At 33.4% G+C, this 25,067-nt stretch carries 19 protein-coding genes; 15 read left to right on the top strand and 4 right to left on the bottom strand.

Going from position 1 to position 25,067, the window contains the following annotated elements:
* Positions 1-6: 6 nt before the first annotated feature.
* The 6 genes from rplA to U5A88_RS04725 all read left to right on the top strand — a co-directional run bounded on the left by rplA (position 7) and on the right by U5A88_RS04725 (position 10,287).
* On the top strand, positions 7-705 hold the full coding sequence (rplA, locus tag U5A88_RS04700; protein ID WP_354204210.1) for a 50S ribosomal protein L1: 699 nt from the start codon (positions 7-9) through the stop codon (positions 703-705).
* Positions 706-717: 12 nt separating this feature from the next.
* On the top strand, positions 718-1,233 hold the full coding sequence (gene rplJ / locus U5A88_RS04705) for a 50S ribosomal protein L10 (RefSeq protein ID WP_354204212.1): 516 nt from the start codon (positions 718-720) through the stop codon (positions 1,231-1,233).
* Between the two features lie 48 nt (positions 1,234-1,281).
* Positions 1,282-1,659 (top strand): 50S ribosomal protein L7/L12, encoded by a 378-nt coding sequence (rplL, locus tag U5A88_RS04710; protein ID WP_354204214.1) that lies wholly within the window; start codon positions 1,282-1,284, stop codon positions 1,657-1,659.
* Between the two features lie 135 nt (positions 1,660-1,794).
* The gene (rpoB, locus tag U5A88_RS04715; RefSeq protein WP_354204216.1) at positions 1,795-5,610 is read left to right on the top strand and encodes a DNA-directed RNA polymerase subunit beta; all 3,816 of its coding nucleotides are present in this window, start codon (positions 1,795-1,797) and stop codon (positions 5,608-5,610) included.
* 91 nt (positions 5,611-5,701) lie between these two features.
* A complete protein-coding gene (rpoC, locus tag U5A88_RS04720; protein WP_354204217.1) occupies positions 5,702-9,973 on the top strand; it encodes a DNA-directed RNA polymerase subunit beta' in 4,272 nt (1,423 codons plus the stop codon).
* 2 nt (positions 9,974-9,975) lie between these two features.
* Positions 9,976-10,287 carry a DUF3467 domain-containing protein gene (locus tag U5A88_RS04725; RefSeq protein WP_354204219.1) on the top strand — a complete coding sequence of 104 codons (312 nt, stop codon included), beginning with the start codon at positions 9,976-9,978 and terminating at the stop codon, positions 10,285-10,287.
* Positions 10,288-10,377: 90 nt separating this feature from the next.
* Here U5A88_RS04725 and U5A88_RS04730 read toward each other — a convergent pair whose 3' ends face one another.
* Complete coding sequence (locus U5A88_RS04730; RefSeq protein WP_354204221.1) at positions 10,378-10,836, bottom strand: GNAT family N-acetyltransferase; 459 nt, start codon at positions 10,834-10,836, stop codon at positions 10,378-10,380.
* A 1-nt stretch (position 10,837) separates the two neighbouring features.
* Positions 10,838-12,532, bottom strand: coding sequence for a glutamate formimidoyltransferase (gene ftcD / locus U5A88_RS04735; RefSeq protein ID WP_354204223.1), 1,695 nt, complete (start codon positions 12,530-12,532; stop codon positions 10,838-10,840).
* Positions 12,533-12,665: 133 nt separating this feature from the next.
* On the opposite strand from ftcD, the gene U5A88_RS04740 reads away from it, so the two are divergent.
* A complete protein-coding gene (locus U5A88_RS04740) occupies positions 12,666-13,397 on the top strand; it encodes an FKBP-type peptidyl-prolyl cis-trans isomerase (protein ID WP_354204225.1) in 732 nt (243 codons plus the stop codon).
* A gap of 202 nt (positions 13,398-13,599) precedes the next feature.
* On the opposite strand, the gene meaB is transcribed toward U5A88_RS04740, so the two are convergent.
* Positions 13,600-14,655 carry a methylmalonyl Co-A mutase-associated GTPase MeaB gene (gene meaB / locus U5A88_RS04745; protein ID WP_354204226.1) on the bottom strand — a complete coding sequence of 352 codons (1,056 nt, stop codon included), beginning with the start codon at positions 14,653-14,655 and terminating at the stop codon, positions 13,600-13,602.
* Between the two features lie 105 nt (positions 14,656-14,760).
* Between meaB and U5A88_RS04750 the strand changes: the two genes are divergently transcribed.
* From U5A88_RS04750 to yidD, 5 genes are all read left to right on the top strand, one after another.
* The gene (locus U5A88_RS04750) at positions 14,761-15,309 is read left to right on the top strand and encodes an RNA polymerase sigma factor (RefSeq protein WP_354204227.1); all 549 of its coding nucleotides are present in this window, start codon (positions 14,761-14,763) and stop codon (positions 15,307-15,309) included.
* Positions 15,302-15,847 carry a hypothetical protein gene (locus tag U5A88_RS04755; protein ID WP_354204228.1) on the top strand — a complete coding sequence of 182 codons (546 nt, stop codon included), beginning with the start codon at positions 15,302-15,304 and terminating at the stop codon, positions 15,845-15,847. Before U5A88_RS04750 ends, U5A88_RS04755 begins: the two co-directional genes overlap by 8 nt.
* Positions 15,828-16,781 (top strand): hypothetical protein, encoded by a 954-nt coding sequence (locus U5A88_RS04760; RefSeq protein WP_354204230.1) that lies wholly within the window; start codon positions 15,828-15,830, stop codon positions 16,779-16,781. Before U5A88_RS04755 ends, U5A88_RS04760 begins: the two co-directional genes overlap by 20 nt.
* Before the next feature lie 105 nt (positions 16,782-16,886).
* Complete coding sequence (cysS, locus tag U5A88_RS04765) at positions 16,887-18,362, top strand: cysteine--tRNA ligase (RefSeq protein WP_354204232.1); 1,476 nt, start codon at positions 16,887-16,889, stop codon at positions 18,360-18,362.
* Between the two features lie 12 nt (positions 18,363-18,374).
* Positions 18,375-18,611, top strand: coding sequence for a membrane protein insertion efficiency factor YidD (gene yidD / locus U5A88_RS04770; protein WP_354208134.1), 237 nt, complete (start codon positions 18,375-18,377; stop codon positions 18,609-18,611).
* A 728-nt stretch (positions 18,612-19,339) separates the two neighbouring features.
* On the opposite strand, the gene U5A88_RS04775 is transcribed toward yidD, so the two are convergent.
* Positions 19,340-20,515: a GlmU family protein gene (locus U5A88_RS04775; RefSeq protein ID WP_354204234.1), complete on the bottom strand. Its 1,176-nt coding sequence runs from the start codon at positions 20,513-20,515 to the stop codon at positions 19,340-19,342.
* A gap of 110 nt (positions 20,516-20,625) precedes the next feature.
* On the opposite strand from U5A88_RS04775, the gene U5A88_RS04780 reads away from it, so the two are divergent.
* From U5A88_RS04780 to U5A88_RS04790, 3 genes are all read left to right on the top strand, one after another.
* Positions 20,626-22,347, top strand: coding sequence for a GMC family oxidoreductase (locus U5A88_RS04780; RefSeq protein WP_354204236.1), 1,722 nt, complete (start codon positions 20,626-20,628; stop codon positions 22,345-22,347).
* A 1-nt stretch (position 22,348) separates the two neighbouring features.
* Positions 22,349-23,062, top strand: a complete 714-nt coding sequence (locus U5A88_RS04785; protein ID WP_354204238.1) for a gluconate 2-dehydrogenase subunit 3 family protein — start codon at positions 22,349-22,351, stop codon at positions 23,060-23,062.
* Positions 23,063-23,196: 134 nt separating this feature from the next.
* A complete protein-coding gene (locus U5A88_RS04790; protein WP_354204240.1) occupies positions 23,197-24,993 on the top strand; it encodes a M61 family metallopeptidase in 1,797 nt (598 codons plus the stop codon).
* The last annotated feature ends 74 nt before the right edge of the window (positions 24,994-25,067 follow it).

Raw genomic sequence — 25,067 nt, forward strand, 5'->3', positions numbered from 1 at the left:
TAAAAAATGTCGAAATTAACTAAAAATAGAAAAGAAGCTAAAGCAAAAGTAGATGCTACTAAAGCATATCCTTTAGACGAAGCGGCTGTTTTGGTAAAAGAAATATCCAATGTAAAGTTTGATCCATCTATTGATGTTGCAGTTCGTTTAGGAGTTGATCCTAGAAAAGCAAATCAAATGGTTCGTGGTGTTGTAACATTACCACACGGAACAGGTAAAGATGTAAAAGTACTTGCATTAGTAACACCAGATAAAGAAGCAGAAGCTAAAGAGGCAGGTGCTGATTATGTTGGTTTAGATGAATACCTTCAAAAAATTAAAGGAGGATGGACAGATGTTGACGTAATTGTAACTATGCCAAGTGTTATGGGTAAATTAGGTCCTTTAGGTAGAGTGTTAGGCCCACGTGGTTTAATGCCAAATCCTAAGACTGGTACCGTAACTATGGATGTTGCAAAAGCTGTTGCAGACGTTAAAGGTGGTAAGATTGATTTTAAAGTTGATAAAACAGGAATCATTCATGCTGCTATAGGTAAAGCGTCTTTTGACGCCGATAAAATTGCTGGTAACGCTAAAGAATTGTTCTCAACAATTATGAAGTTAAAACCAACAACCTCTAAAGGAGTATATGTAAAAAGTGTCTTTATGTCTAGTACCATGAGTCCTAGTATAGAAATAGATACTAAATCAGTTGTAGCAAGTTAAAAGTTTAGAAAAATGACTAGAGAACAAAAATCACAAGTAATAGACGACTTAACAGGCCAATTAGCTGATAATAGCACAATATACCTTGCAGATATATCGGGCTTAGATGCATCAAACACTACAAAATTACGTAGAGCTTGTTTCAAAGCGAATGTAAGATTGGCAGTTGTTAAAAACACGTTGCTTACCAAAGCAATGGAAAAATCTGATAAAGATTTTGGAGAGTTACCTGAAGTTTTAAAGGGAAATACCTCTTTGATGATTTCTGAAATAGGTAATGCTCCCGCAAAAGTAATTAAAGAATTTCGTAAAAAATCTGACAAACCAGTTCTTAAAGGAGCTTATATTGAAGAGTCTATTTATGTTGGCGATAACCAATTAGATACACTTGTAAGTATTAAATCTAAAGAAGAACTTATTGGTGAAGTTATCACATTGTTACAGTCTCCAGCTAAAAATGTTATTGGAGCTTTACAATCTGGCGGTCAGAAAATATCTGGAATTATTAAGACTTTATCAGTAAAATAAACAGTACGCACTTATAAACTAAATAATAAAAAATTAAAACAAACAAAAATGGCAGAATTAAAAGATTTCGCAGAACAATTAGTTAACTTAACGGTAAAAGAAGTTAACGAATTAGCTGATATTTTAAAAGAAGAATACGGTATAGAACCTGCAGCAGCAGCTGTAGCAGTAGCAGGTCCTGGTGCTGGTGGCGGTGAAGACGCAGCAGAAGAAAAATCAGAATTTGATGTAATTTTAAAAGCAGCTGGTGGTTCAAAATTAGCTGTAGTAAAGTTAGTTAAAGAATTAACAGGTTTAGGTCTTAAAGACGCTAAAGAATTAGTTGATGGTGCTCCTAAAGCAATTAAAGAAGGAGTATCTAAAGAAGAAGCTGAAGGGCTTAAAACATCTTTAGAAGAAGCTGGAGCTGAGGTTGAGCTTAAATAAGCTCACAACCCTGAGTATTCGGGGCTAAACAATTAAGGTTTAGGTCTTCCGTCATTGGGCGGAATGGCCTAGACCATTTTGCGTATATATTCGTTCTTTTAAGTTCATCATTTTTTTAATTAAAAAATTTCTCCATTGGCAACAAATACAAGTACCGAAAGAGTAAACTTCTCATCTGCAAAACTAATTACTGATTATCCAGACTTTTTGGATATTCAAGTAAAATCTTTTCAAGATTTCTTTCAATTAGAAACTAAAGCAGACGAAAGAAGTGACGAAGGTTTATTTAAAACGTTCTCAGACAATTTTCCTATTACCGATACTAGAAATCAATTTGTATTAGAATTTATAGATTATTTTGTTGACCCACCTAGATATTCTATTCAAGAATGTATTGAAAGGGGTTTAACATATAGCGTTCCGTTAAAAGCAAGGCTAAAATTATATTGTACTGATCCTGAGCATGAAGATTTTGAAACTATTGTTCAAGATGTTTATTTAGGTACAATTCCCTACATGACACATAGTGGTACATTTGTTATCAATGGTGCAGAGAGAGTAGTAGTATCGCAATTACACCGTTCGCCGGGAGTTTTCTTTGGTCAATCTTTCCACGCAAATGGTACTAAATTATATTCTGCTAGGGTAATTCCTTTTAAGGGTTCTTGGATAGAATTTGCTACAGATATCAATAGCGTAATGTATGCTTATATTGATAGAAAGAAAAAATTACCAGTTACCACATTATTCCGTGCTATCGGATTTGAACGTGATAAAGATATATTAGAAATTTTTGATCTTGCCGATGAAATTAAAGTTTCTAAAAGCGGATTAAAGAAAGTCTTAGATCGTAAGTTAGCGGCTAGAGTTTTAAAAACTTGGCACGAAGATTTTGTAGATGAGGATACTGGTGAAGTTGTATCCATTGAACGTAATGAGATTATTTTAGATAGAGATACAGTACTTGAAAAAGAGCATATAGAAGAGATTTTAGATGCTGGTACCAAAACAATTCTTCTACATAAAGAAGACAATCAAATGGGTGATTATGCAATTATCCATAATACTTTACAAAAAGATCCTACAAATTCAGAAAAAGAAGCTGTAGAACATATTTACCGTCAGTTACGTAATGCTGAACCGCCAGATTATGAAACTGCCAAGGGTATCATTAATAAATTATTCTTCTCTGAACAACGTTACAATTTAGGTGAGGTTGGTCGTTATAGAATGAATAAAAAATTAGGCTTAGACATTGATATTGAAGAACGTGTCTTAACCAAGATGGATATCATTACAATCATCAAGAATTTAATCAAATTAGTTAATTCTAAAGCTGAAGTTGATGATATTGATCACTTATCTAACCGTCGAGTAAGAACAGTAGGAGAGCAGTTGGCAAGCCAGTTTGGCGTTGGTCTTTCTCGTATGGCTCGTACCATTAGAGAACGTATGAATGTGCGTGATAATGAGGTGTTTACACCTATTGATTTGATTAATGCGAAAACATTATCATCGGTTATCAACTCGTTTTTTGGTACCAACCAGTTATCTCAATTTATGGATCAAACGAATCCATTAGCAGAGATTACACACAAAAGAAGGCTATCTGCATTAGGCCCTGGTGGTTTATCAAGAGAAAGGGCTGGGTTTGAGGTACGTGATGTTCACTATACACATTACGGTCGTCTTTGTCCTATTGAAACGCCTGAAGGACCGAATATTGGATTGATTTCTTCATTAGCAGTTTATGCTAAAGTGAATAATTTAGGATTTATTGAAACACCTTACCGTGAAGTTGTAGAGGGTAATATTGATACTAAAAAGACACCAATTTATTTAAGTGCCGAAGAAGAAGAAGGTAAGAAAATTGCTCAATCTAACTTAGATTTAGATAAGGATGGTAAAATAGAATTAGACAAAGTAGTAGCCAGAGAAGAAGGTGATTTCCCATTAGTAACTCCAGGAGAAGTGAACTATATGGATGTATCACCAAATCAAATTGCTTCTATTTCTGCATCTTTAATTCCATTTTTAGAACATGATGATGCTAACCGTGCATTAATGGGATCTAACATGATGCGTCAAGCAGTACCGTTAATGAGACCTGAGTCTCCAATTGTAGGTACAGGTTTAGAGCGTAGAGTAGCAACAGATTCTAGAATTTTGATAAATGCTGAAGGTAATGGTGTTGTAGAATATGTAGATTCTGATAAGATTACTATTAAATATGATAGAACTGATGAAGAAAGATTGGTAAGTTTTACTGAAGATAGTAAAACATACAATCTTATTAAATTTAGAAAAACGAATCAAGGTACTTCAATAAACTTACACCCTATTGTTACCAAAGGAGACAAAGTTACTAAAGGTCAAGTATTGTGTGAAGGTTATGCTACTGAGAAGGGTGAATTAGCTTTAGGTAGAAATATGAAAGTAGCCTTTATGCCTTGGAAAGGGTATAACTTTGAGGATGCTATTGTAATTTCCGAAAAAGTAGTTCGTGAAGATATTTTTACTTCAATTCATATTGATGAGTATTCATTAGATGTAAGGGATACTAAATTAGGTGCCGAAGAGCTAACAAATGATATACCAAATGTTAGTGAAGAGGCCACTAAAGATTTAGATGAAAATGGTATGATAAGAATTGGTGCTGAGATAAAACCAGGCGATATTCTTATCGGTAAGATCACTCCTAAAGGAGAATCTGATCCAACACCCGAAGAAAAATTATTACGTGCTATTTTTGGTGATAACGCTGGTGATGTAAAAGATGCTTCTTTAAAAGCTTCACCTTCACTAAATGGTGTTGTTATCGATAAAAAATTGTTCCAAAGAACAATTAAAGATAAAGCAAAAAGAAGTCAAGACAAAGAAGATATTGCAAAGCTTGAGGCTGAATTCACGCTTAAATTTGATGATATTAGAGAGCGTTTGGTTGAAAAACTATTCAGTTTAGTAAATGGTAAGACCGCACAAGGTGTATTGAACGATTTAGGTGAAGAAGTTTTCCCTAAAGGAAAAAAATATACCTTAAAAATGTTAAATACCGTAACTGATTTTGAGTATTTAACTAAAGGAACATGGACTACCGATGATCATCTTAATAAATTAATTACAGAATTAATTCACAATTATAAAATTAAAGTGAATGATATTCAAGGTGCTTTGCGTAGAGAAAAATTTACTATTACCGTAGGTGATGAATTACCAGCAGGTATTGTAAAATTAGCGAAAGTTTATATTGCTAAAAAGCGTAAGCTTAAAGTGGGCGATAAAATGGCAGGTCGCCACGGTAACAAAGGTATTGTAGCTCGTATCGTACGTGCTGAAGATATGCCTTTCTTAGAAGACGGAACTCCTGTTGATATTGTATTAAACCCATTAGGTGTACCATCTCGTATGAATATTGGTCAAATTTATGAAACCGTATTAGGTTGGGCTGGACAAAAATTAGATCAAAAATATGCGACACCAATTTTTGATGGTGCTAGCATAGATCAAATTACTAATCTAACTAATGAAGCAGGTGTACCTGAATTTGGGCATACCTACTTATATGATGGTGGAACAGGTGAGCGTTTTGATCAACCAGCAACAGTTGGAGTAATTTATATGATTAAGTTAGGGCATATGATTGAAGATAAAATGCATGCACGTTCTATAGGACCTTACTCCTTAATTACTCAACAACCATTAGGTGGTAAAGCACAATTTGGTGGTCAACGTTTTGGTGAAATGGAAGTTTGGGCATTAGAAGCTTATGGAGCATCTGCTACACTTAGAGAAATCTTAACTGTAAAATCGGATGACGTATTAGGTAGAGCTAAAACTTACGAATCTATCGTAAAAGGAGAGCCTATGCCAGAACCTGGTTTACCAGAATCATTTAACGTATTAATGCACGAGTTAAAAGGACTTGGCTTAGACGTTAGATTAGAGGAATAATTTTATCCCCACGAAAGTGGGGAACTGTTCTATTTTAGTTGGACAGTTAAAACAATATATTTTTACATTTTAATTGATTGCATAACATATCATGGCAAAACAAAAAGAAAAATACACTGTAAAAAAATTCAATAAAATTTCTATTGGTTTGGCTTCGCCAGAATCAATTCTAGAAAAATCTAGAGGAGAAGTTTTAAAACCCGAAACCATTAATTATCGTACACATAAGCCTGAAAGAGACGGTTTATTTTGTGAGCGTATTTTTGGCCCTATAAAAGATTATGAGTGTGCTTGTGGTAAGTACAAAAGAATTAGATATAAAGGAATTATTTGTGACCGTTGTGGCGTTGAAGTTACCGAAAAGAAAGTACGTAGAGATAGAGTAGGTCATATTAATTTAGTAGTGCCTATTGCACATATTTGGTATTTCAGATCATTACCAAATAAGATGGGTTATTTGTTAGGATTACCATCTAAGAAATTAGATATGATTATTTACTACGAGCGTTACGTAGTAATACAGCCAGGTAATGCTAAAAATGCCGAAGGTGAGTCTTTAGAAAAAATGGACTTCTTAACAGAAGAAGAATATTTAGATGTTTTAGAATCTTTACCTCAAGAAAATCAATATTTAGAAGATTCCGATCCAGAAAAGTTTATTGCTAAAATGGGTGCTGAATGTCTAATTGAGCTATTGGCAAGAATCGATTTGGATGCGTTGTCTTACGAATTAAGACACAAAGCAAATACTGAAACTTCTAAGCAACGTAAAACAGAGGCTTTAAAAAGATTAAATGTTGTTGAAGCTTTTAGAGATGCTAATTTAAATAGAGAGAACAAACCAGAATGGATGATTATGAAGGTGGTACCAGTTATTCCACCAGAATTACGTCCATTGGTGCCATTAGACGGTGGCCGTTTTGCCACTTCTGATTTGAACGATTTGTACCGTCGTGTAATCATCAGAAATAATCGTTTAAAAAGATTAATGGAGATTAAAGCTCCTGAAGTTATTTTACGTAATGAGAAACGTATGTTGCAAGAATCTGTAGATTCATTGTTTGATAACACGCGTAAATCATCAGCGGTAAAAACAGAATCTAACAGACCATTAAAATCATTATCTGATTCGTTAAAAGGTAAACAAGGACGTTTCCGTCAAAACTTATTAGGTAAGCGTGTTGATTACTCTGCACGTTCGGTAATTGTTGTTGGACCTGAATTGAAATTATACGAATGCGGATTGCCTAAAGATATGGCAGCTGAATTGTACAAGCCATTTGTAATCAGAAAATTGATTGAAAGAGGTATTGTAAAAACAGTAAAATCCGCTAAAAAAATTATAGATAAAAGAGAGCCAGTAGTTTGGGATATTTTAGAAAATGTATTGAAAGGACATCCAGTACTATTGAACCGTGCTCCTACGCTTCACCGTTTAGGGATACAAGCATTTCAACCTAAATTAATTGAGGGTAAAGCTATCCAATTGCATCCATTGGTATGTACTGCATTTAATGCGGATTTTGATGGTGACCAGATGGCGGTTCATTTACCGTTAGGACCTGAAGCTATTTTAGAGGCACAATTATTAATGTTAGCTTCTCATAGTATTTTAAATCCTGCAAATGGATCTCCTATTACTGTACCTTCTCAAGATATGGTTCTTGGATTGTATTATATGACCAAAGAACGTAAATCTGATAAGGATTATACAGTAAAAGGTGAAGGAAGTACTTTTTATTCTCCAGATGAAGTAAATATTGCTTTTAACGAGAACAAAGTTGATTTGAATGCAGGAATAAAAGTTAGAACTAAAGACTTTGATGAAAATGGCGAATTAACAACACAAATTGTTGAGACAACAGTAGGTAGAGTTTTATTCAACGAAGTTGTACCTGAAAAGGCGGGTTATGTTAATGAGGTATTGACTAAAAAATCGTTGCGAGATATTATCGGTCGTATTTTAAAAGTGACTGATGTACCAACTACCGGCGAGTTTTTAGATGCTATTAAAGGCATGGGGTATAAGTTTGCATTTAAAGGTGGATTATCGTTTAGTTTAGGAGATATTATTATCCCAAAAGAAAAAACTGGAATGATTGATTCTGCCAATGAGCAAGTTGATACCATTACGTCTAGTTATAATATGGGTATGTTAACTAATAAAGAACGTTATAATCAAGTAATTGATATTTGGAGTTCTACAAACAATAAGCTAACAGAACTTTCAATGAAACGCTTAAGAGAAGACCAACAAGGGTTTAATTCGGTATATATGATGCTAGATTCTGGTGCAAGGGGTTCTAAAGAGCAAATCCGTCAGTTAACAGGTATGCGTGGATTAATGGCGAAACCTAAAAAATCTACCGCAGGAGGTGGAGAAATTATTGAAAACCCAATTCTTTCTAACTTTAAAGAAGGATTATCGATTTTAGAATACTTTATATCTACTCACGGTGCTCGTAAAGGTCTTGCAGATACTGCTTTAAAAACAGCCGATGCAGGTTATTTAACACGTCGTTTGGTAGATGTATCTCAAGATGTAATTATTAACGAACATGATTGTGGAACGTTAAGAGGTCTTGAAGTATTCCCATTAAAGAAAAATGAAGAAATTGTTGAATCTTTGGGTGAGCGTATTTTTGGTAGAACTTCTTTAAACAATGTAAGAAATCCATTAACAGATGAAATTATTGTTGGTGAAGGGGAACAAATTGATGAAGATGTTGTAGCTCTTATAGAATCTTTACCTATTGAGAGTGTTGAAGTACGATCAGCATTAACTTGTGAATCTGCTAGAGGTATTTGTGCAAAATGTTACGGTAACAGTTTGTCAACCCGTAAAATGGTTCAAATTGGTGAAGCTGTTGGTGTAATTGCTGCCCAATCAATTGGAGAACCTGGTACACAGTTAACCCTACGTACATTCCACGTTGGTGGTATTGCAGGTAACATCTCTGAAGATAATAAGTTAACAGCTAAGTTTGACGGTAAGATTGAAATAGACGATTTACGTACTGTTGAGGGAGTAGATAGTGACGGTAATAAAGTTGATATTGTAATTTCTAGAACTTCTGAAATTAAAATTATAGACAAGAAAACGGGCATCACTTTAAGTACAAATAACATTCCTTATGGTTCTTATTTGTCGGTCAAAGATGCTAAAACCATCAAAAAAGGCGATGTTATCTGTCAATGGGATCCTTATAATGGTGTAATTGTATCTGAATTTAAAGGTAAAATCGGATTTGAAAATATAGATCAAGGGGTTACTTATCAAGTGGAAATTGATGAGCAAACTGGTTTCCAAGAAAAAGTAATTTCTGAATCTAAAAACAAAAAAGTAGTTCCTACTTTATTAATATTAGATACTAAAGGTGAAGAAATTAGATCTTACAGTTTACCTGTTGGAGCTCACTTAATGGTTGAAGAGGGAGAAAAAATTGATGCAGGCAAGGTATTGGTTAAAATACCGAGAAAATCTGGTAAGGCTGGTGATATTACGGGTGGTTTACCGAGAGTAACGGAATTGTTTGAAGCTCGTAACCCATCTAACCCATCAGTGGTTTCAGAAATTGATGGTGTGGTTTCCTTTGGAAAAATTAAGCGGGGTAACCGTGAAATTATTGTTGAGTCTAAATTAGGTGATATTAGAAAGTATTTAGTAAAACTTTCTAATCAAATCTTAGTTCAGGAAAATGACTTTATTAAAGCAGGTATGCCATTGTCTGATGGAGCTGTAACACCAACTGATATTTTAAATATTAAAGGCCCAGGTGCTGTTCAAGAATATTTGGTAAATGAAATTCAAGAAGTATATAGACTGCAAGGTGTGAAGATTAATGATAAACACTTTGAAGTTGTTGTACGTCAAATGATGCGTAAAGTTAGAATCATCGATTCAGGAGATACTATTTTCTTAGAAAATCAATTGATTCATAAAAATGACTTTATCCATGAGAATGATGAAATTTACGGAATGAAAGTTGTTGAAGACGCTGGAGACTCTGAAAGCTTAAAACCAGGTATGATTGTTTCTGCACGTAAATTAAGAGACGAAAATTCAATTTTACGTAGAGCGGATAAGAACTTAGTAGTAGCTAGAGAAGCGGTTCCTGCAACAGCAGAACCTATTTTACAAGGTATTACAAGAGCGTCGTTACAGACCAAGTCATTTATTTCAGCTGCGTCTTTCCAAGAAACGACTAAAGTGTTAAATGAAGCTGCGGTAAGTGGTAAAGTTGATACGTTAGAAGGATTGAAAGAAAATGTAATTGTTGGTAAGAAAATACCAGCAGGTACAGGTATGCGTTTCTACGATAACATGATTGTAGGATCTAAAGCAGAAATGGAAGAAAGTTAATTATGGCAGAAGATAAAAATAAAGACAATCAATTAAATATTGAATTGGATGAGAGTATAGCAGACGGCACTTACGCCAATTTAGCAATTATTAATCATTCTGTGTCTGAGTTTGTTGTTGACTTTGTTAACGTTATGCCTGGAACACCAAAAGCTAAAGTTAAATCTAGAATTATATTAACACCACAACATGCTAAACGTTTAACTAAAGCATTGGCAGAGAATGTTAGTAGATTTGAAAAAGCTCATGGTGAAATTAAAGATTATGAACAACCTCCAATTCCAATGAATTTTGGACCGACAGGCCAAGCATAAATAAACAAAATGCCTTCACTATTTAGTGGAGGCATTTTGTTTTACAATTATTCAATCCTTTAGTAATAAGCATACTGCTTCAATAACAAATTAAAGTTCTAACACCATTTTAATATCACTTCTCTGATATGGACTATCCTTTTCTAGTTCAACTTCTTTAAACCCATATTTTCTGTAGATATAAATTGCATTTTCTAAAATAGTACTTGAATAGATAACTAGTTTATCCCAGCTCTTTTGTTTCGCAAAAGTGATGCAATGCTGTAAGAGTTGTTGCCCAATTTTTTGCCCTTGAAAGTTGGGATCAACGGCCATTTTGCTTAATTCAAAACCTTCTTTTTCATTTATTAATGCTACCGTACCTGCAACTTTATTATTTACTAGAGCAAAGAAGATAAATCCACCATTACCAACAATATACTCTTTGGCATTCTCTAAAACTTCTTTATCATGGTCTTCAACATAAAAATATTTTTCAAGCCAAGCTAAATTCAAATCTCTAAAGATTGAGGCATATTTATCTGTATATGGAATAATTTTAACTTCCATTTTACATTTTACTATTCACAGATTCTATCACTTCCTTTTCTGCTTTTAATGCTTTTTGATAAATATTTTCTGCTTTGGCAATAATATCTTCAGCAAATTTTCTATCCTTCAAATCTTTGGCATTTATCTTTACATTAAAATAGGCTCCAATTACTGCGGTTCTTGCACATAAAGCCCCAACTGCAGCATCAGATAGCGAACTTTGTAATCCTTCTTTTACCATTGCTTGCATTACTTTCATAGAATTATAAGCGGTTTCCATAACCTGAAGCGGAATTTCAGTTGCATATTTGGTAGCATCTTCAATAGCTTGTTTTCTTAATTCTTTTTCTTGGTTGGTTCCTTTGGGCATCCTAAAACCGTCAATGATTTTACCGAAAGCATTGGTATCTTCATCAACTAAAAAGAGTAATTTTTCTTTATAGTCTTGTCCTTTTTCTGCCCAATCGGAATAATAGTTCCATTTATCGTCCCAACCCGCTTTATGCGAAGACAAATTGGCCACCATAGTGCCCAGTGCGACACCCAAGGCACCAACGTAAGCGGCAATTGATCCTCCGCCCGGAGCAACGGATTCACTGGCCGTGATTTCAGAAAATTTGGTTAATGATAAGTCGATTAATTTTTTATCTGCATCCTTATTCAGTACATATTCAATAATTTTTTCGTTAGGATTAAAAGGTTTTAAATCATCTAAACCCAAAGATTTTATGGCAATTTTAATTTTTTCGCTTTCGGCAATTCCCAATGAACGTTGTTGTTTTTCTAAAAAATAATCCGCTGCATCTAACATCGCTTTAAGCGGAATAAGCCCCACTAGTTCAGATCCCGTAACTCGTAACCCACGTTTTTCAGCAGCTTTAGCTGTTTCATCAAAAGCAATATGCATTGGTGTAATGGAAATGTTGGTCAAGTTATATGATATTTGTGCAATACCGTACTCCTCAATATACCATCCAATACCTTTTACTGCTTTTAGTTTGCCAGGAATTCGAACAGGTTCTCCATTGCTATCCAACACCTTTTTTCCGGTAATGGGATTGCCTTCTCTTTTAATTCTGCCAGCTTCACGCATGTCAAAAGCAATGGCATTGGCCCTTCGGGTTGAAGTGGTGTTTAAATTGACATTGTATGCAATTAGAAAATCGCGTGCTGAAATGGCTATTGCCCCGGTTTTGGCAACATTATCATTAAATTCCGCTGGACCAAAATCAGGTTTCCATTCGGGATCAATCAACTTTTTTGGTAAACCCTCATATTCTCCCGCTCGGCAATTTGCCAAATTTTTTCGTTTGGGTTCTTTGGCTGCTGTTTCATAAAAATACCCAGGAATTCCGAGTTCTTTTCCAACGCGTTCGCCTAATTTGTGGGAATATTTTGCAGTATCTTCCAATGTTATACCAGAGATTGGGACTAATGGACACACATCTGTGGCACCAAAACGAGGATGCTCTCCTTTTTGATTACGCATATCAATGAGTTCTGCAGCTTTTTGTATCAATTTAAATGCAGCTTCTATAACAGGTTCTGGTTCGCCTACAAAAGTGATTACGGTACGGTTAGTTGCCTTACCAGGGTCAATGTCTAGTAACTTAACACCTTCAACTGTTTCAACAATATTAGCTATAATTTGTATTTTTTCACTATTACGACCTTCACTAATATTAGGTACACATTCTATCAATTGTTTTTGCATTTTGATACTCTTTTCAGGTTTAAAAAGTCAAAGTTAAATTTTGTTTTTTGGAATTAGATATTTTTTGTTAAAAAATTAAAACATAACTAATTAAAATTCCTTAGTTTTGCCGCAAATTAAAAAAATAATAAAAATGAAAACGGTTAAATTTTTTACAGTTATATTAATGTCGGCTGTACTTTTTTCTTGTAACAGTCAAGGAGTTACAAAAAAGTCATTAAATAATGAAATTGATTCTGTAAGCTATGCTATTGGTTTAAATATGGCTAATAATTTAAAAACGAATTTTGACGAAATAGAACAAGATTTGTTTGTGCAAGGTTTTAGAAACGGAATGGATTCTATAAATATGTTAATGCCAGTTAGTAAAACGGATAGTATTTTAAGAGTATTTTTTCAGAAAAAGCAAATAGCAGACAGAGAGAAGCAACAAGCAGAGGCAGAAGCTAAAGCTGAAAAAGAGTTTGCTGAAAATAAAGCTGCTGGAGAGAAATTTTTGGAAGAAAATAAATCTAAAGAAGGAGTGGTAACTACAGACAGTGGGTTGCAATATATTGTTTTAAAAGAAGGTAGCGGAGAAAAGCCTTTAGCGACTTCTAGAGTTAAAGTACATTATCATGGTACACTTTTAGACGGTACTGTTTTTGATAGCTCTGTTGACAAAGGGCAACCATATTCTCCTGTAATTAATCAAATGATTAAAGGGTGGATAGAAGGTATTCCATTGATGAGTGTAGGCTCTAAGTATAAATTCTTTGTACCTCAAGATTTAGCGTATGGTGCTTTTCCAAGACCAAATGGTCCAATAAAACCATTTTCAGCTTTAATTTTTGAAGTTGAATTGTTAGAAATAATTCAGAAGTAGGCTACTATTTTTCACTTTCAAGTCCTGAATAACCGATATAAATTATAAAAGGAGCGATATAATATCGTTCCTTTTTTTATTTTGTGGTAATGTGGTCAAAAATAGTTGTTCTTGTTTAAATCCGAAAGATATTTATTTTTTACGCTCATCAAAATCAACCAATAGCCCATTATGAATCCATTCCGCTAGTGCCTCTCTATTTTTATATTTGTCTCAGCACCATTTTTGCAGCTTCAAATGGTGACAATTTTTTATTTTCAACTTTGTTAAGTACATTTTCAAGCAATTTTCTAATTTTAGGATTACTGTAAAATTGTTGTTTTAATTCCTCATTAATGGTTTCTAACACCCATTTTTTATTTTGTAAACTACGTAATTGCTCAAAATGAGTATTTGACTTAGTGAGTTGAAGATAGTTGTTGATAATTTCCCAAATTTCTTTTATACCTTCATTTTCTAATGAACTGCATGTACTGACTTTAGGCTGCCAACCATTTTTTTTTGGCGGATACAAATGTAATGCTCTAGAAAATTCAGCTTTAGCCAGTTTAGCATGTTGCATGTTATCACCATCTGCTTTATTAATGACAATGGCATCGGCCATTTCAATAATACCGCGTTTGACACCTTGTAGTTCATCACCAGCACCTGCTAATTTTAACAGTAGAAAGAAATCGACCATAGAATGCACTACGGTTTCCGATTGACCTACACCTACAGTTTCAACAATTATAGTATCAAAACCAGCTGCTTCGCACAATAGAATAGTTTCACGCGTTTTTCTGGCTACACCACCTAGGGATTCTCCAGCTGGTGAAGGACGAATAAAAACGCTAGGATTGTTTGCCAATTTTTCCATACGGGTTTTATCTCCTAAAATACTTCCTTTACTGATTGTACTACTAGGATCTATAGCCAAAATGGCAATTTTTTTTCCTTGCTTTACGGTATAAGATCCAAAAGATTCAATAAAAGTACTTTTGCCAACACCAGGTACACCTGTTATACCAATTCTAACAGAATTAGTTGCATAAGGAAGACAACCTTTTAAAATTTCAGTTGCTTTTTTTTGGTGTTCTTCTTTTGTACTTTCTACTAAAGTAATCGCTCGGCTCAAATAGCTAATATTTCCTTTTCTAATGCTATAAACAAAAACTTCAGTAGATGGTAATTTACTCCTAACTATTTTAATTTTTTTGACTGCAGCTTCATCTGTCAAGTTTGTATTTTTATTATTTTCTATTTTTTGTTTACTCATCTTTTGAAGCAATAAAAACTTATTGTCGTAAATTTAGAATAATATTTTTACAAAAGTGCAACACTACATTTTTTTAGTCGTATTTAATACAGAAGAATAGCTAGAATGAATCAAACCAAGTACTTGCATGCTGATTTAATCAAGAAATGCAAAAACAATAATTCAAAAGCTCAGATGCAAGTTTATGATTTGTATTGTGATGCAATGTTTAAAACGGCATTTAACTTTACAAAAGATAAAGCAGTGGCTGAAGATATGATGCAGGAGTCTTTTATCAAGGCATTTCAGAAGTTAAATCAATTTAATGAAAGTGTGTCGTTTGGAGCTTGGTTAAAAAAAATAGTGGTAAATCAATGTTTAGATTATTTAAAAAGGAGAAAACTAAAAATTGTAGAAATAAATGAAAATCATTTACAATTAACGGATGAGGATAATTGGAAAGTACATCCTTCTATTTCAATAGATCAAATACTTTATGCCATTGAACAATTGGCAGAAAATTATAAAATTACGTTGAAGTTATTTTTATTGGAAGGTTACGACCATCAAGAAATTGCCCAAATACTAAACATAAGCGAAGTAACTTCTAGATCACAATTATTTAGAGCAAAAAATAAATTGAAACAATTGCTAAAACAAAAAGATTATGCTTAAAGATATAAAAGACATATTAAAAGAGAATTCAACTGAAAAGTTAGAATTACCATTAAACCATAGACAGCGATTTGAAAATAGATTGCAAAAGCTAGAGCCGAAAAAAAAGAAAAATTATGGGTTTTTAAAAATAGCAGCTTCTATTTTGGTTTTAATAAGTGTTGGATATTTTTTAATACAAAATAATAAGATTCAACCAGATAGTATTAACGAAAGAATTGACTTAGCTGAAATTTCACCAGAATTAAAGCAAATAGAGAATAGCTATGTTACAGCAATAAATTATGAACTCTTAGGTATTGAAGCAAATGAAGATAATAAAGAACTACTAGATGCCTATCTCGAAAAAGTAGCACTATTAACAGAAGAGTATAAAGTGTTAAGTGAAAAATTAATTACTGATGACATTAACGAAAAAATAGTCAATGGCTTAATCAATAATTTGCAATTACGCTTACAGTTATTACTAGAATTAAAAGATAAACTTTCAGAAATTAAAACAAATAAAACATTACAAAATGAAACGAATACAATATAAAATAGCAGTATTAATCTTATTTATTAGTACAAGTCTAATTGCTCAAAAGGAAAACCATCGTAGAACTTATAATGAAGAATTCAATACAAACAAAGGTGTGGTGATAGACGTTAATACTAGAAATGCGGATGTGAAAATTGAAACATGGAACAAGAATAAAGTAAGTATTGAAGCCATTATAGAAATAGAAGGGGTAGAGAAAGAAAAGGCTGAAAAAATCTTGGACAACTGGAAGTTTAAAGCAGTTGGCAATAAAAGCGAAGTGGAAATTTCATCAAGATCTACAGGTGTGTCTAACTACTTATTTTCCTCAAATGGTAAAAACGTTATTATTAATGGACAGCAACATCATGACTTTGACTTTGACTTCGACTTTCCCGAAGTTGAATTACACCACCTAAATGATCGGTTACACTCTTTAAATGATATTTTGGTGCTACCAGAAGTTGCCGAGGCACCCGTAATGTTAGATTTCGATTTTCATTTTGACCATAAGCTACCTAAATTTGATTATGAAAAATATAAAAAAGACAAAGGCTATTTAAAAAAATGGCAAAAAGAAATGGAGGAAAATTTAGAAAAGAATAAAATTAAATGGGAAAAAGATGCTAAAAAAGCAAAAGAACATAAGGCTGTTTTAAAAACTGAATTAAAAAAAATGGCTGAAGAACGTAAAAAGCATGCAGAAGAGCGTAAAAAATTGATGGAGAAACAATTGGCACAACATAAGGAGCGTGCAAATGAAAGAAGAATTATTATAAACGGAAAAGTTGGAAACCGTAAAGCAGAAGTTGACAAAAAACGAAATATAATAATGGGCGTATTGGCAGACAGAGAAAAAATAAAAGTAAAAAGGACAATAACTATTAGAGCTCCAAAAGATGCTAAATTTAAAATGGATGTTAAATATGGTACATTAAGTTTCCCTAATTAAATTTTAAGTAAACTAACTCAATTAAACCTCTAAGTTTTTAAAATTTAGAGGTTTTTTAGTACATAAAATGTTGTTACCTTTATGGTTTCAAAAAAGAACGTTTTTATGGAGTTGTATAAACAACAAAAAATAAAAGTTTACAATTCACTTTCTAATCAGAAAGAAGATTTTATTCCTTTAATAGAAGGTTATATTGGTATGTATGTTTGTGGACCAACTGTATATAGCAATGTCCATTTGGGTAATGTGCGTACTTTTATGTCTTTTGATTTGGTATATCGTTATTTTAAACATTTAGACTATAAGGTTCGTTATGTACGTAATATTACGGATGCTGGGCATTTAGAGAATGACGCTGACGTTGGAGAGGATAGAATTGCTAAAAAAGCTCGGCTTGAGGAAATTGAGCCGATGGAAGTTGTCCAGCAATATACTGTTGATTTTCATAATGTATTAAATCAATTTAATTTTTTACCACCTAGTATAGAACCAACTGCAACTGGACATATAATTGAACAGATTGAAATTATTAAAACAATTATTGATAAAGGATTGGCTTATGAAGTTAATGGTTCCGTATATTTTGATGTGTTAAAATACAATGAAAAAGAGCATTATGGTATTTTAAGTGGAAGGAATATAGAAGATGCTATTCATAATACAAGAGTTCTTGATGGGCAATCAGAAAAAAGAAATCCACAAGATTTTGCGTTGTGGAAGAAAGCCCAACCTGAACATATCATGCGTTGGCCTTCACCTTGGAGCGATGGCTTTCCAGGTTGGCACTTAGAATGTACTGCTATGAGTACCAAATATTTAGGGGAGCAGTTTGATATTCATGGTGGTGGAATGGATTTAAAGTTCCCACATCACGAGTGTGAAATAGCACAAGCACAAGCCAGTAAAGGTAAATCTCCAGTTCGTTATTGGATGCATGGAAATATGTTGACTTTAAATGGAAAGAAAATGGCAAAATCAACTGGAAATAATATTTTGCCTGACGAAATAATAACAGGTAACAATACTATTTTAAATAAACCATTTCCAGCAACTGTAGCCCGTTTTTTTATGTTGCAAGCACATTACAGGAGTGTGTTAGACTTTTCTAGTGACGCATTAGAAGCATCAGAAAAAGGGTATTATAAATTAATGAATGCTGTTAATCAGTTAGAAGATATTCACGAAGGCAAAACATCTACGGTGGATATTGAAGTTTGGAAACAAAGTTGTTATAATGCTATGAATGATGATTTTAACAGCCCCATACTCATTGCCCAACTTTTTGAAGGCGTAAAAATAATAAACACTTTAATAGAGAAAAAAGAGACGCTAGCATCTGATGATTTGGAAACTTTTAAATCTATTTTTAATACATTTATTTTTGATGTACTAGGACTAGAAAACGTAACAGTAATAGATAATTCAGAAAAATTAAATAATGTTGTAGAACTATTAATTAATATGCGTAACGATGCTAGAATAAATAAAAACTGGGAGCTATCAGATCAAATTAGAGATCAATTGGCGGAAGCTGGTGTGCAATTGAAAGATGGCAAAGACGGCACTACTTTTTCGTTATAAATTATATTACAAATAAAAAAAATACTTTCATATCCGTTTATTTTGCTGGTTAGGTTTTACCAAACAGCTATTTCACCTTATACGCCTGCAAGTTGTAGGTTTACACCAACCTGTTCTCACTATACGGTTGAAGCTTTACAAAAGCATGGACTCTTTAAAGGTGGATGGTTATCAATAAAACGAATTTTTAGTTGTCATCCATGGGGTAGAAGTGGTTATGATCCTGTTCCAGACTCTAAAGACAAATGATTTATTGATTTTAAAATTGATACAAAAAAAAGATAAGTCGATTAAGGCTTATCTTTATTCGTTTGTTAGAAGACTTTTCATATTTAATTAATAACTATATTGTCTATAATTGGTCCACAATAATCTTTTACTAATTTTTGTTGGTGAAAAGAGTGTATTTCTACACGATTCTGTCGTTGTTTTTAGTAATGTGTTCATAATTTAAAGTTTTTAAGGTTAGTTGTTTTAATCTATTTGTAGCGTCTGTTTTTATTCCAAATACTACTAGATGCATTTCCTAAAGTTAATTTTACTTGATTTTTTAAAGTTCTCATAATTTTGTTTTTTAGATTTATTGTTAATTTTCTTTTGTTTAGTTGTAACGTCTTTTTGTATTCCAAATACAACTAGATGCGTTTCCTAAAGTTAATTTTACTTGATTTTTTAAAGTTCTCATTTCTGTTTGTTTTTAATTGATTTACACTTAATAGACGAGCATCAAATCTTTTTGTTACAGTACTATGTTATAAATAGTACTATTTTAAGGAATATTTAACACATTTTTTAAGGATTTGGAACATAAAATACAATTTAAACTCCTGAAATTTAAGTTTTTAACTTAAAAATAGTAAAATAAATGAAAAGTAAAAAAAGTTCTAGATAAAGTTTAAAAAAGGGTGTTTTTAAACTTTTAAGAAATAGAAGAGGGGTGTTATTTTATTAATTACGTTATACTTTAGCGTAATTTTTTAGTAGTGTCTATACTTTTTGGTAAGGTCAAAAACACGTTCTAAAATACGCTGGTCTTGTTTACTGTACACCATATTTTTTCTATGCATTACCATTTTGGCAACTTCATGAGCTCTGTCTACTCTATAACTTACAAAACCAGACGCTCCTCCCCAAGAAAACGATGGGATAAAATTTCTAGGAAAATTACTACCATAGACATTTGCACTAACACCTACAACGGTTCCTGTATTGAACATGGTATTAATACCGCATTTAGAATGGTCGCCCATCATTAAGCCACAAAATTGTAGGCCTGTGCTCTCAAAACGATCAGTTTCATAATCCCACAACTTAACATGGGCATAATTATTCTTTAAGTTAGAATTATTAGTGTCCGCACCTAAATTACACCATTCACCAATTACAGAATTCCCTAAGTACCCATCGTGTCCTTTACTAGAGTATCCAAATATTACAACATTACTCAATTCACCCCCAACCTTAGTAAAAGGGCCTAATGTAGTTGCACCATAAACTTTTGTACCCATTTTAATAACTGCATTATCACAGAGAGCCAATGGTCCTCTTACAGCTGAGCCTTCCCAAATGCTTGCATTTTTACCAATATATATCGGACCTTCTGAAGCATTTAGAGTAACAAAGTCCATTTTAGCACCTTCTTCAATAAAGATATTTCCCTTATTAATACAATTTACGGTATTAGGTATAGGTTCAGATTTTCTATCTTTAGTAAGTAAATTAAAATCGTATTGAATAGCTTTAGCATTTAACGAAAAAATATCGCTAACACGTTTTAATTGTAATAGTTCCTCATCATAAATAATAGGAGTGTATGATTGAAAATCGACTTCTTCTTGTGTTTCTATTGTAAAAAAAGCTACAATTTCATCTTTATAATAGATTGCTTCGTTTTCTTGCAAATCCTGCACCATAACTGCCAATTTTTCCGTAGGTAAAAAAGAAGCGTTTATCATTACGTTGGTTTCCATTTCAACCATTGGATATTTTTCTTCTAAATAATCTTCGGTCAAGGTAGTGGTAGTAAGCCCTAAATATTTCTCCCATTTTTCTCTTATGGTTAAAATACCTACTCTTATATCTGCAACTGGTCTTGTATACGTAAAGGGCAATAAGTTGTTGCGGACAACTCCATCATACAGGATATAGTTCATCTAATTCTATTATTTTGCAATATTAAAACTATTTAACAACTATTTTATTGTTATTGTAAAATAAAATATCGTTTAGTTTTTCTATATTTGAGGAGAAACATTTATCGCATATGCAAATAAAGAAATCACCCGAAGTTTTTGACGTAATTATAGTAGGATCTGGTGCTGGTGGAGGTATGGCTACTAAAATACTTTCAGAAGCTGGGCTTAACATTGCCGTTGTTGAGGCAGGACCACATTTTGATCCCGCAGACCTAGAACAAAAAAATCAATTAAAGTGGCCTTATGAGTCTCCGAGAAGGGGAGCTGGGACAACTAGAGCCTTTGGTGAATTTGATGCTGCTTATGGAGGGTGGGAAATAGATGGAGAGCCATACACCAGAAAAAAAGGAACTGAATTTGAATGGTTTCGTTCTAGGATGTTAGGCGGTAGAACCAATCATTGGGGGCGAATTTCGCTACGTTTTGGTCCTTTGGATTTTAAACGAAGAAGTCACGATGGGTTGGGAGATGACTGGCCAATTTCTTACGACGATGTAAAACCCTATTATGATAAAGTTGATAAACTAATTGGTGTTTTTGGAAGTAAAGAAGGCATTCCCAATGAGCCTGATGGATTCTTTTTACCTGCTCCAAAACCCAGATTGCACGAAATGTATTATAAAAAAGGTGCAGAAAAATTGGGTATTCCGGTAATTCCTTCAAGATTATCTATTTTGACCAAGAAAATTAATGAGGATAGGGGCGTTTGTTTTTATTGCAACCAATGTAGTAGATCTTGTAGCGTGTATGCAGATTTTTCTTCTGGTTCTTGTCTTATTTTTCCTGCTCAAAAATCTGGCGGACAAATAAAATTATTTACTGATGCTATGGTTCGCGAAGTAGTTACGGATGATGACGGCAAAGCTACTGGAGTAATCTATATCAATAAAAATGACAGAAAAGAATATCAGCTCAATGCTAAAGTTGTCGTTTTAGCAGCTTCAGCTTGTAGTACTGCCAGAATATTGTTGAACTCTAAAAGTAAGAATCACAAAAATGGGTTAGGCAACAGTAGTGGAATGGTGGGTAAATATTTGCATGATTCTACAGGAGCAGATCGAGTTGGGTTTATACCCGATTTAATGAACCGGAAAATCTATAACGAAGATGGTGTAGGTAATATGCATTTGTATTCTCCTTGGTGGGGGAATGATAAAAAACTGGATTTCCCAAGAGGTTACCATATTGAGGTTTGGGGTGGATTAGGAATGCCATCTTATGGATTTGGCTTTAATGCTAATGGTCTAAATAAATATATTAATGAAGAAGTTGGTGGTTACGGTAATGCACTTAGGGATGATGTTAAAAGATTTTATGGCTCTATTGTAGGCATGGCAGGTAGAGGAGAGTGTATAGCCAGAGAAGATAATTATTGCGAAATAGACCCAGATATGGTTGATGAATGGGGTATACCCGTTTTACGTTTTAATTATACTTGGTCCCAAAACGAAAAATTGCAGGCCAAGCACATGGTTAAAACTTTTGATGAAATTATTGATGCCATGGGCGGAAAAGTGATTAGTGGAGAAAGACCTGGTGAAGACAAAGATTATGGTTTGCTTAAACCCGGACAGATTATTCATGAAGTAGGTACTACACGTATGGGCAACGACCCAAAAAAGTCAGTGACTAATAAATACATGCAATTACACGATATTGATAATGTTTTTATAGTAGATGGTGGTCCTTTTGTTTCGCAAGCGGATAAAAATCCTACTTGGACTATTTTAGCGTTATCTTGGCGGACTTGCGATTATATTATAGACGAACTAAAAAAACAAAATATATAGTATGATGAATAGAAGAGATACTATTAAGTCATTATTGTTAGGTTCTGTTGCCGTAGGGTTAACAGTACAAGGCTGTGCTCCTAAAGAAGATAGTTCTAAAATTGCATTACCCAAAACAAAAGACACTCCATTTTACGGACGTACACCTGAAGAAGCAGCTAGAGATAAAAGATTACATGAAGAAACATTTTTTAATGAACATGAGTTAGAAACCATTGCTGTTTTATGTGATATTATTTTGCCAAAAAACGACAGTTTTGGTTCTGCTACCGATGCTAAAGTACCTGAATTTATAGAATTTATAGCAAAGGATTTACCTTTCCATCAAATGCCAATAAGAGGTGGTATAATGTGGTTAGATAGTTTTTGTAACAGAAATTATGGTAAAGAATTTAAAAAATGTACAACTGAGGAACAATTGGTAGTTTGCGACTTAATTGCCTACCCTAAAAAAGCATTACCTGAGCATAAACAAGGCGAAAAATTCTTTTCTAAAATGAGAGACTTAACGTTAACAGGTTACTATACTTCAAAAATGGGTATTAAAGATTTAGGATACAAAGGCAACACTCCCAATGTATGGGATGGAGTACCTGATGATGTATTAAAGGCCCACGGTTTTGAATATGATGAGGTTTGGTTATCAAAATGCGTTGACCAATCTAAACGTGGTGACATTGCCAAATGGGATAATGACGGAAATTTGATTTCTTAAATGCTTTGCATCAGTTTGTTTGTAAACTTGTCATTTCGGTCTCGATAACTATCGGGAGAGGAATCTCATAAATTTTAAGTTTCACTTTTTAATCAAATTTCAGACCTTAAAAAATCATAATTAACAGAACTACAATGAAAAATACATTTCTTACTATACTTCTAACTGCATTTTTATCAATCAGCGGTTTTAGCCAAACTACAAACAATTACGCCATATCTTTTGAAAATGCTGTGCATCACGAAGCAGAAATTACAGCCGAATTTACCAATTTAGAAAACAAGGTATTACAATTACGTATGAGCAGAACCTCTCCCGGCAGGTATGCCGTTCACGAATTTGCTAAAAACGTGTACAATTTTAAAGCTATGGATAGTAAAGGAAATGAACTATCGGTTACCCGTTCTGATCCACATCAATGGAATATAGGTAGTCATGATGGTACGGTAAAAGTCACTTATACCTTATTTGGAAATAGGGGAGATGGTACCTATAGTCAAATTGATGAAACACACGCCCATTTAAACATTCCTGCAACTTTTATGTATGCTATTGATTATGAAGACAGACCTATTAACGTAACTTTTAATGTACGTAAAGATTTGGATTGGAAAGTAGCCACACAACTCAAAAACTTGGGCAATAACACTTTTTACGCACCTGATTTGGATTATTTTATGGATAGCCCTACAGAGGTCAGCAATCATTCTGTGAGAAGTTTTATGGTAAATAATGGAAAAAAAGAGCAAAAAGTAAATTTTGCATTACACCACAACGGAACAGAAGCAAAACTTGACGAATATTTTGAAAAAGTAAAAAAAGTGGTTTTGGCTCAAAAAGCTGTTTTTGGAGAATTACCAGATTTTGATTTTGGAGAATATACTTTTTTGGCTTGCTATATTCCCAATGCCTCTGGTGATGGTATGGAGCATAGAAATTCTACCATTTTAACCAGTACCAGAAGCCTGGTCAATGGTGGTATGGAAAGAAATATTGGAACGGTTTCGCATGAGTTTTTTCATGCTTGGAATGTTGAACGTATTAGACCCCAATCTTTAGAACCTTTTGACTATACAGAAGCTAATATGTCTGGAGAATTATGGTTTGCCGAAGGCTTTACTAGTTATTATACAAATTTAATTTTATGTAGAGCGGGATTGATAACTCCAAAACAGTATGTTGAAGGATTGGATGGAGGACTTAATTATGTATGGAATTCACCAGCACGCAAGTATTTTAATCCTATTGAAATGAGTTATCAAGCACCTTTTGTAGACGCCGCCAGATCGGTTGATCCTGTAAACAGGGAAAATACATTTATCTCATATTATACCTATGGAAGTGTTTTAGGCTTGGCTTTAGATTTATCATTACGAAATATGGAGGGTGACAAAAATCTCGACGATTTTTTAAAACTACTTTGGCAAACACATGGAAAAGCAGAAATACCATACACCGTTAGAGATTTACAAAATGTTTTGAGTAATTATGCAGGGGAAGAATTTGCAACAAATTTCTTCTCCAACTATATTTTTGATAGTAAAATGCCAGATTATAAAACACTATTAGCTTCTTTTGGTGTTAATTTTGAACAACCCAAACAAAATGAATTGAGTTTAGGAGCTAGATTCCGTAATTTTAAAGTGGTTTCCAATCCCAATGTTGGCAGTGCGGCATATAAAGCTGGGTTGGCTTATGGTGATGAAATCATTTCCATGGATGGCAAACCCATAACTTCAGAAACAAAACAGGCAGAATATTTTGCCCAATTTAAACCCAACCAAACCGTAAAGCTAATTTTTAAACGTTTTGGTCAGCAAAAAGAAACACAATTTATTTTTGATACAAACAAAGCATATAGCACCAATTTACAGGAAAAAACTGGTAAAAAAGTAGAGAAAAGAAGAAATAGTTGGTTGAAGGTTAGGTAATTATCTATATCTGTCTAAGAATTATTTTTACATTTTAGCAAAATCGGAAGTGCAAAAGGCTCACATGTACTGAA

This window comes from Aureibaculum sp. 2308TA14-22 (assembly GCF_040538665.1).
Taxonomy (GTDB): domain Bacteria; phylum Bacteroidota; class Bacteroidia; order Flavobacteriales; family Flavobacteriaceae; genus Aureibaculum.

Coding starts and splice junctions, on each gene's coding strand:
- rplA (WP_354204210.1), top strand. CDS start 7: ATGTCGAAATTAACTAAAAATAGAAAAGAAGCTAAAGCAAAAGTAGAT.
- rplJ (WP_354204212.1), top strand. CDS start 718: ATGACTAGAGAACAAAAATCACAAGTAATAGACGACTTAACAGGCCAA.
- rplL (WP_354204214.1), top strand. CDS start 1,282: ATGGCAGAATTAAAAGATTTCGCAGAACAATTAGTTAACTTAACGGTA.
- rpoC (WP_354204217.1), top strand. CDS start 5,702: ATGGCAAAACAAAAAGAAAAATACACTGTAAAAAAATTCAATAAAATT.
- U5A88_RS04725 (WP_354204219.1), top strand. CDS start 9,976: ATGGCAGAAGATAAAAATAAAGACAATCAATTAAATATTGAATTGGAT.
- U5A88_RS04730 (WP_354204221.1), bottom strand. CDS start 10,836: ATGGAAGTTAAAATTATTCCATATACAGATAAATATGCCTCAATCTTT.
- ftcD (WP_354204223.1), bottom strand. CDS start 12,532: ATGCAAAAACAATTGATAGAATGTGTACCTAATATTAGTGAAGGTCGT.
- U5A88_RS04740 (WP_354204225.1), top strand. CDS start 12,666: ATGAAAACGGTTAAATTTTTTACAGTTATATTAATGTCGGCTGTACTT.
- meaB (WP_354204226.1), bottom strand. CDS start 14,655: ATGAGTAAACAAAAAATAGAAAATAATAAAAATACAAACTTGACAGAT.
- U5A88_RS04750 (WP_354204227.1), top strand. CDS start 14,761: ATGAATCAAACCAAGTACTTGCATGCTGATTTAATCAAGAAATGCAAA.
- U5A88_RS04755 (WP_354204228.1), top strand. CDS start 15,302: ATGCTTAAAGATATAAAAGACATATTAAAAGAGAATTCAACTGAAAAG.
- U5A88_RS04760 (WP_354204230.1), top strand. CDS start 15,828: ATGAAACGAATACAATATAAAATAGCAGTATTAATCTTATTTATTAGT.
- cysS (WP_354204232.1), top strand. CDS start 16,887: ATGGAGTTGTATAAACAACAAAAAATAAAAGTTTACAATTCACTTTCT.
- U5A88_RS04775 (WP_354204234.1), bottom strand. CDS start 20,515: ATGAACTATATCCTGTATGATGGAGTTGTCCGCAACAACTTATTGCCC.
- U5A88_RS04780 (WP_354204236.1), top strand. CDS start 20,626: ATGCAAATAAAGAAATCACCCGAAGTTTTTGACGTAATTATAGTAGGA.
- U5A88_RS04785 (WP_354204238.1), top strand. CDS start 22,349: ATGATGAATAGAAGAGATACTATTAAGTCATTATTGTTAGGTTCTGTT.
- U5A88_RS04790 (WP_354204240.1), top strand. CDS start 23,197: ATGAAAAATACATTTCTTACTATACTTCTAACTGCATTTTTATCAATC.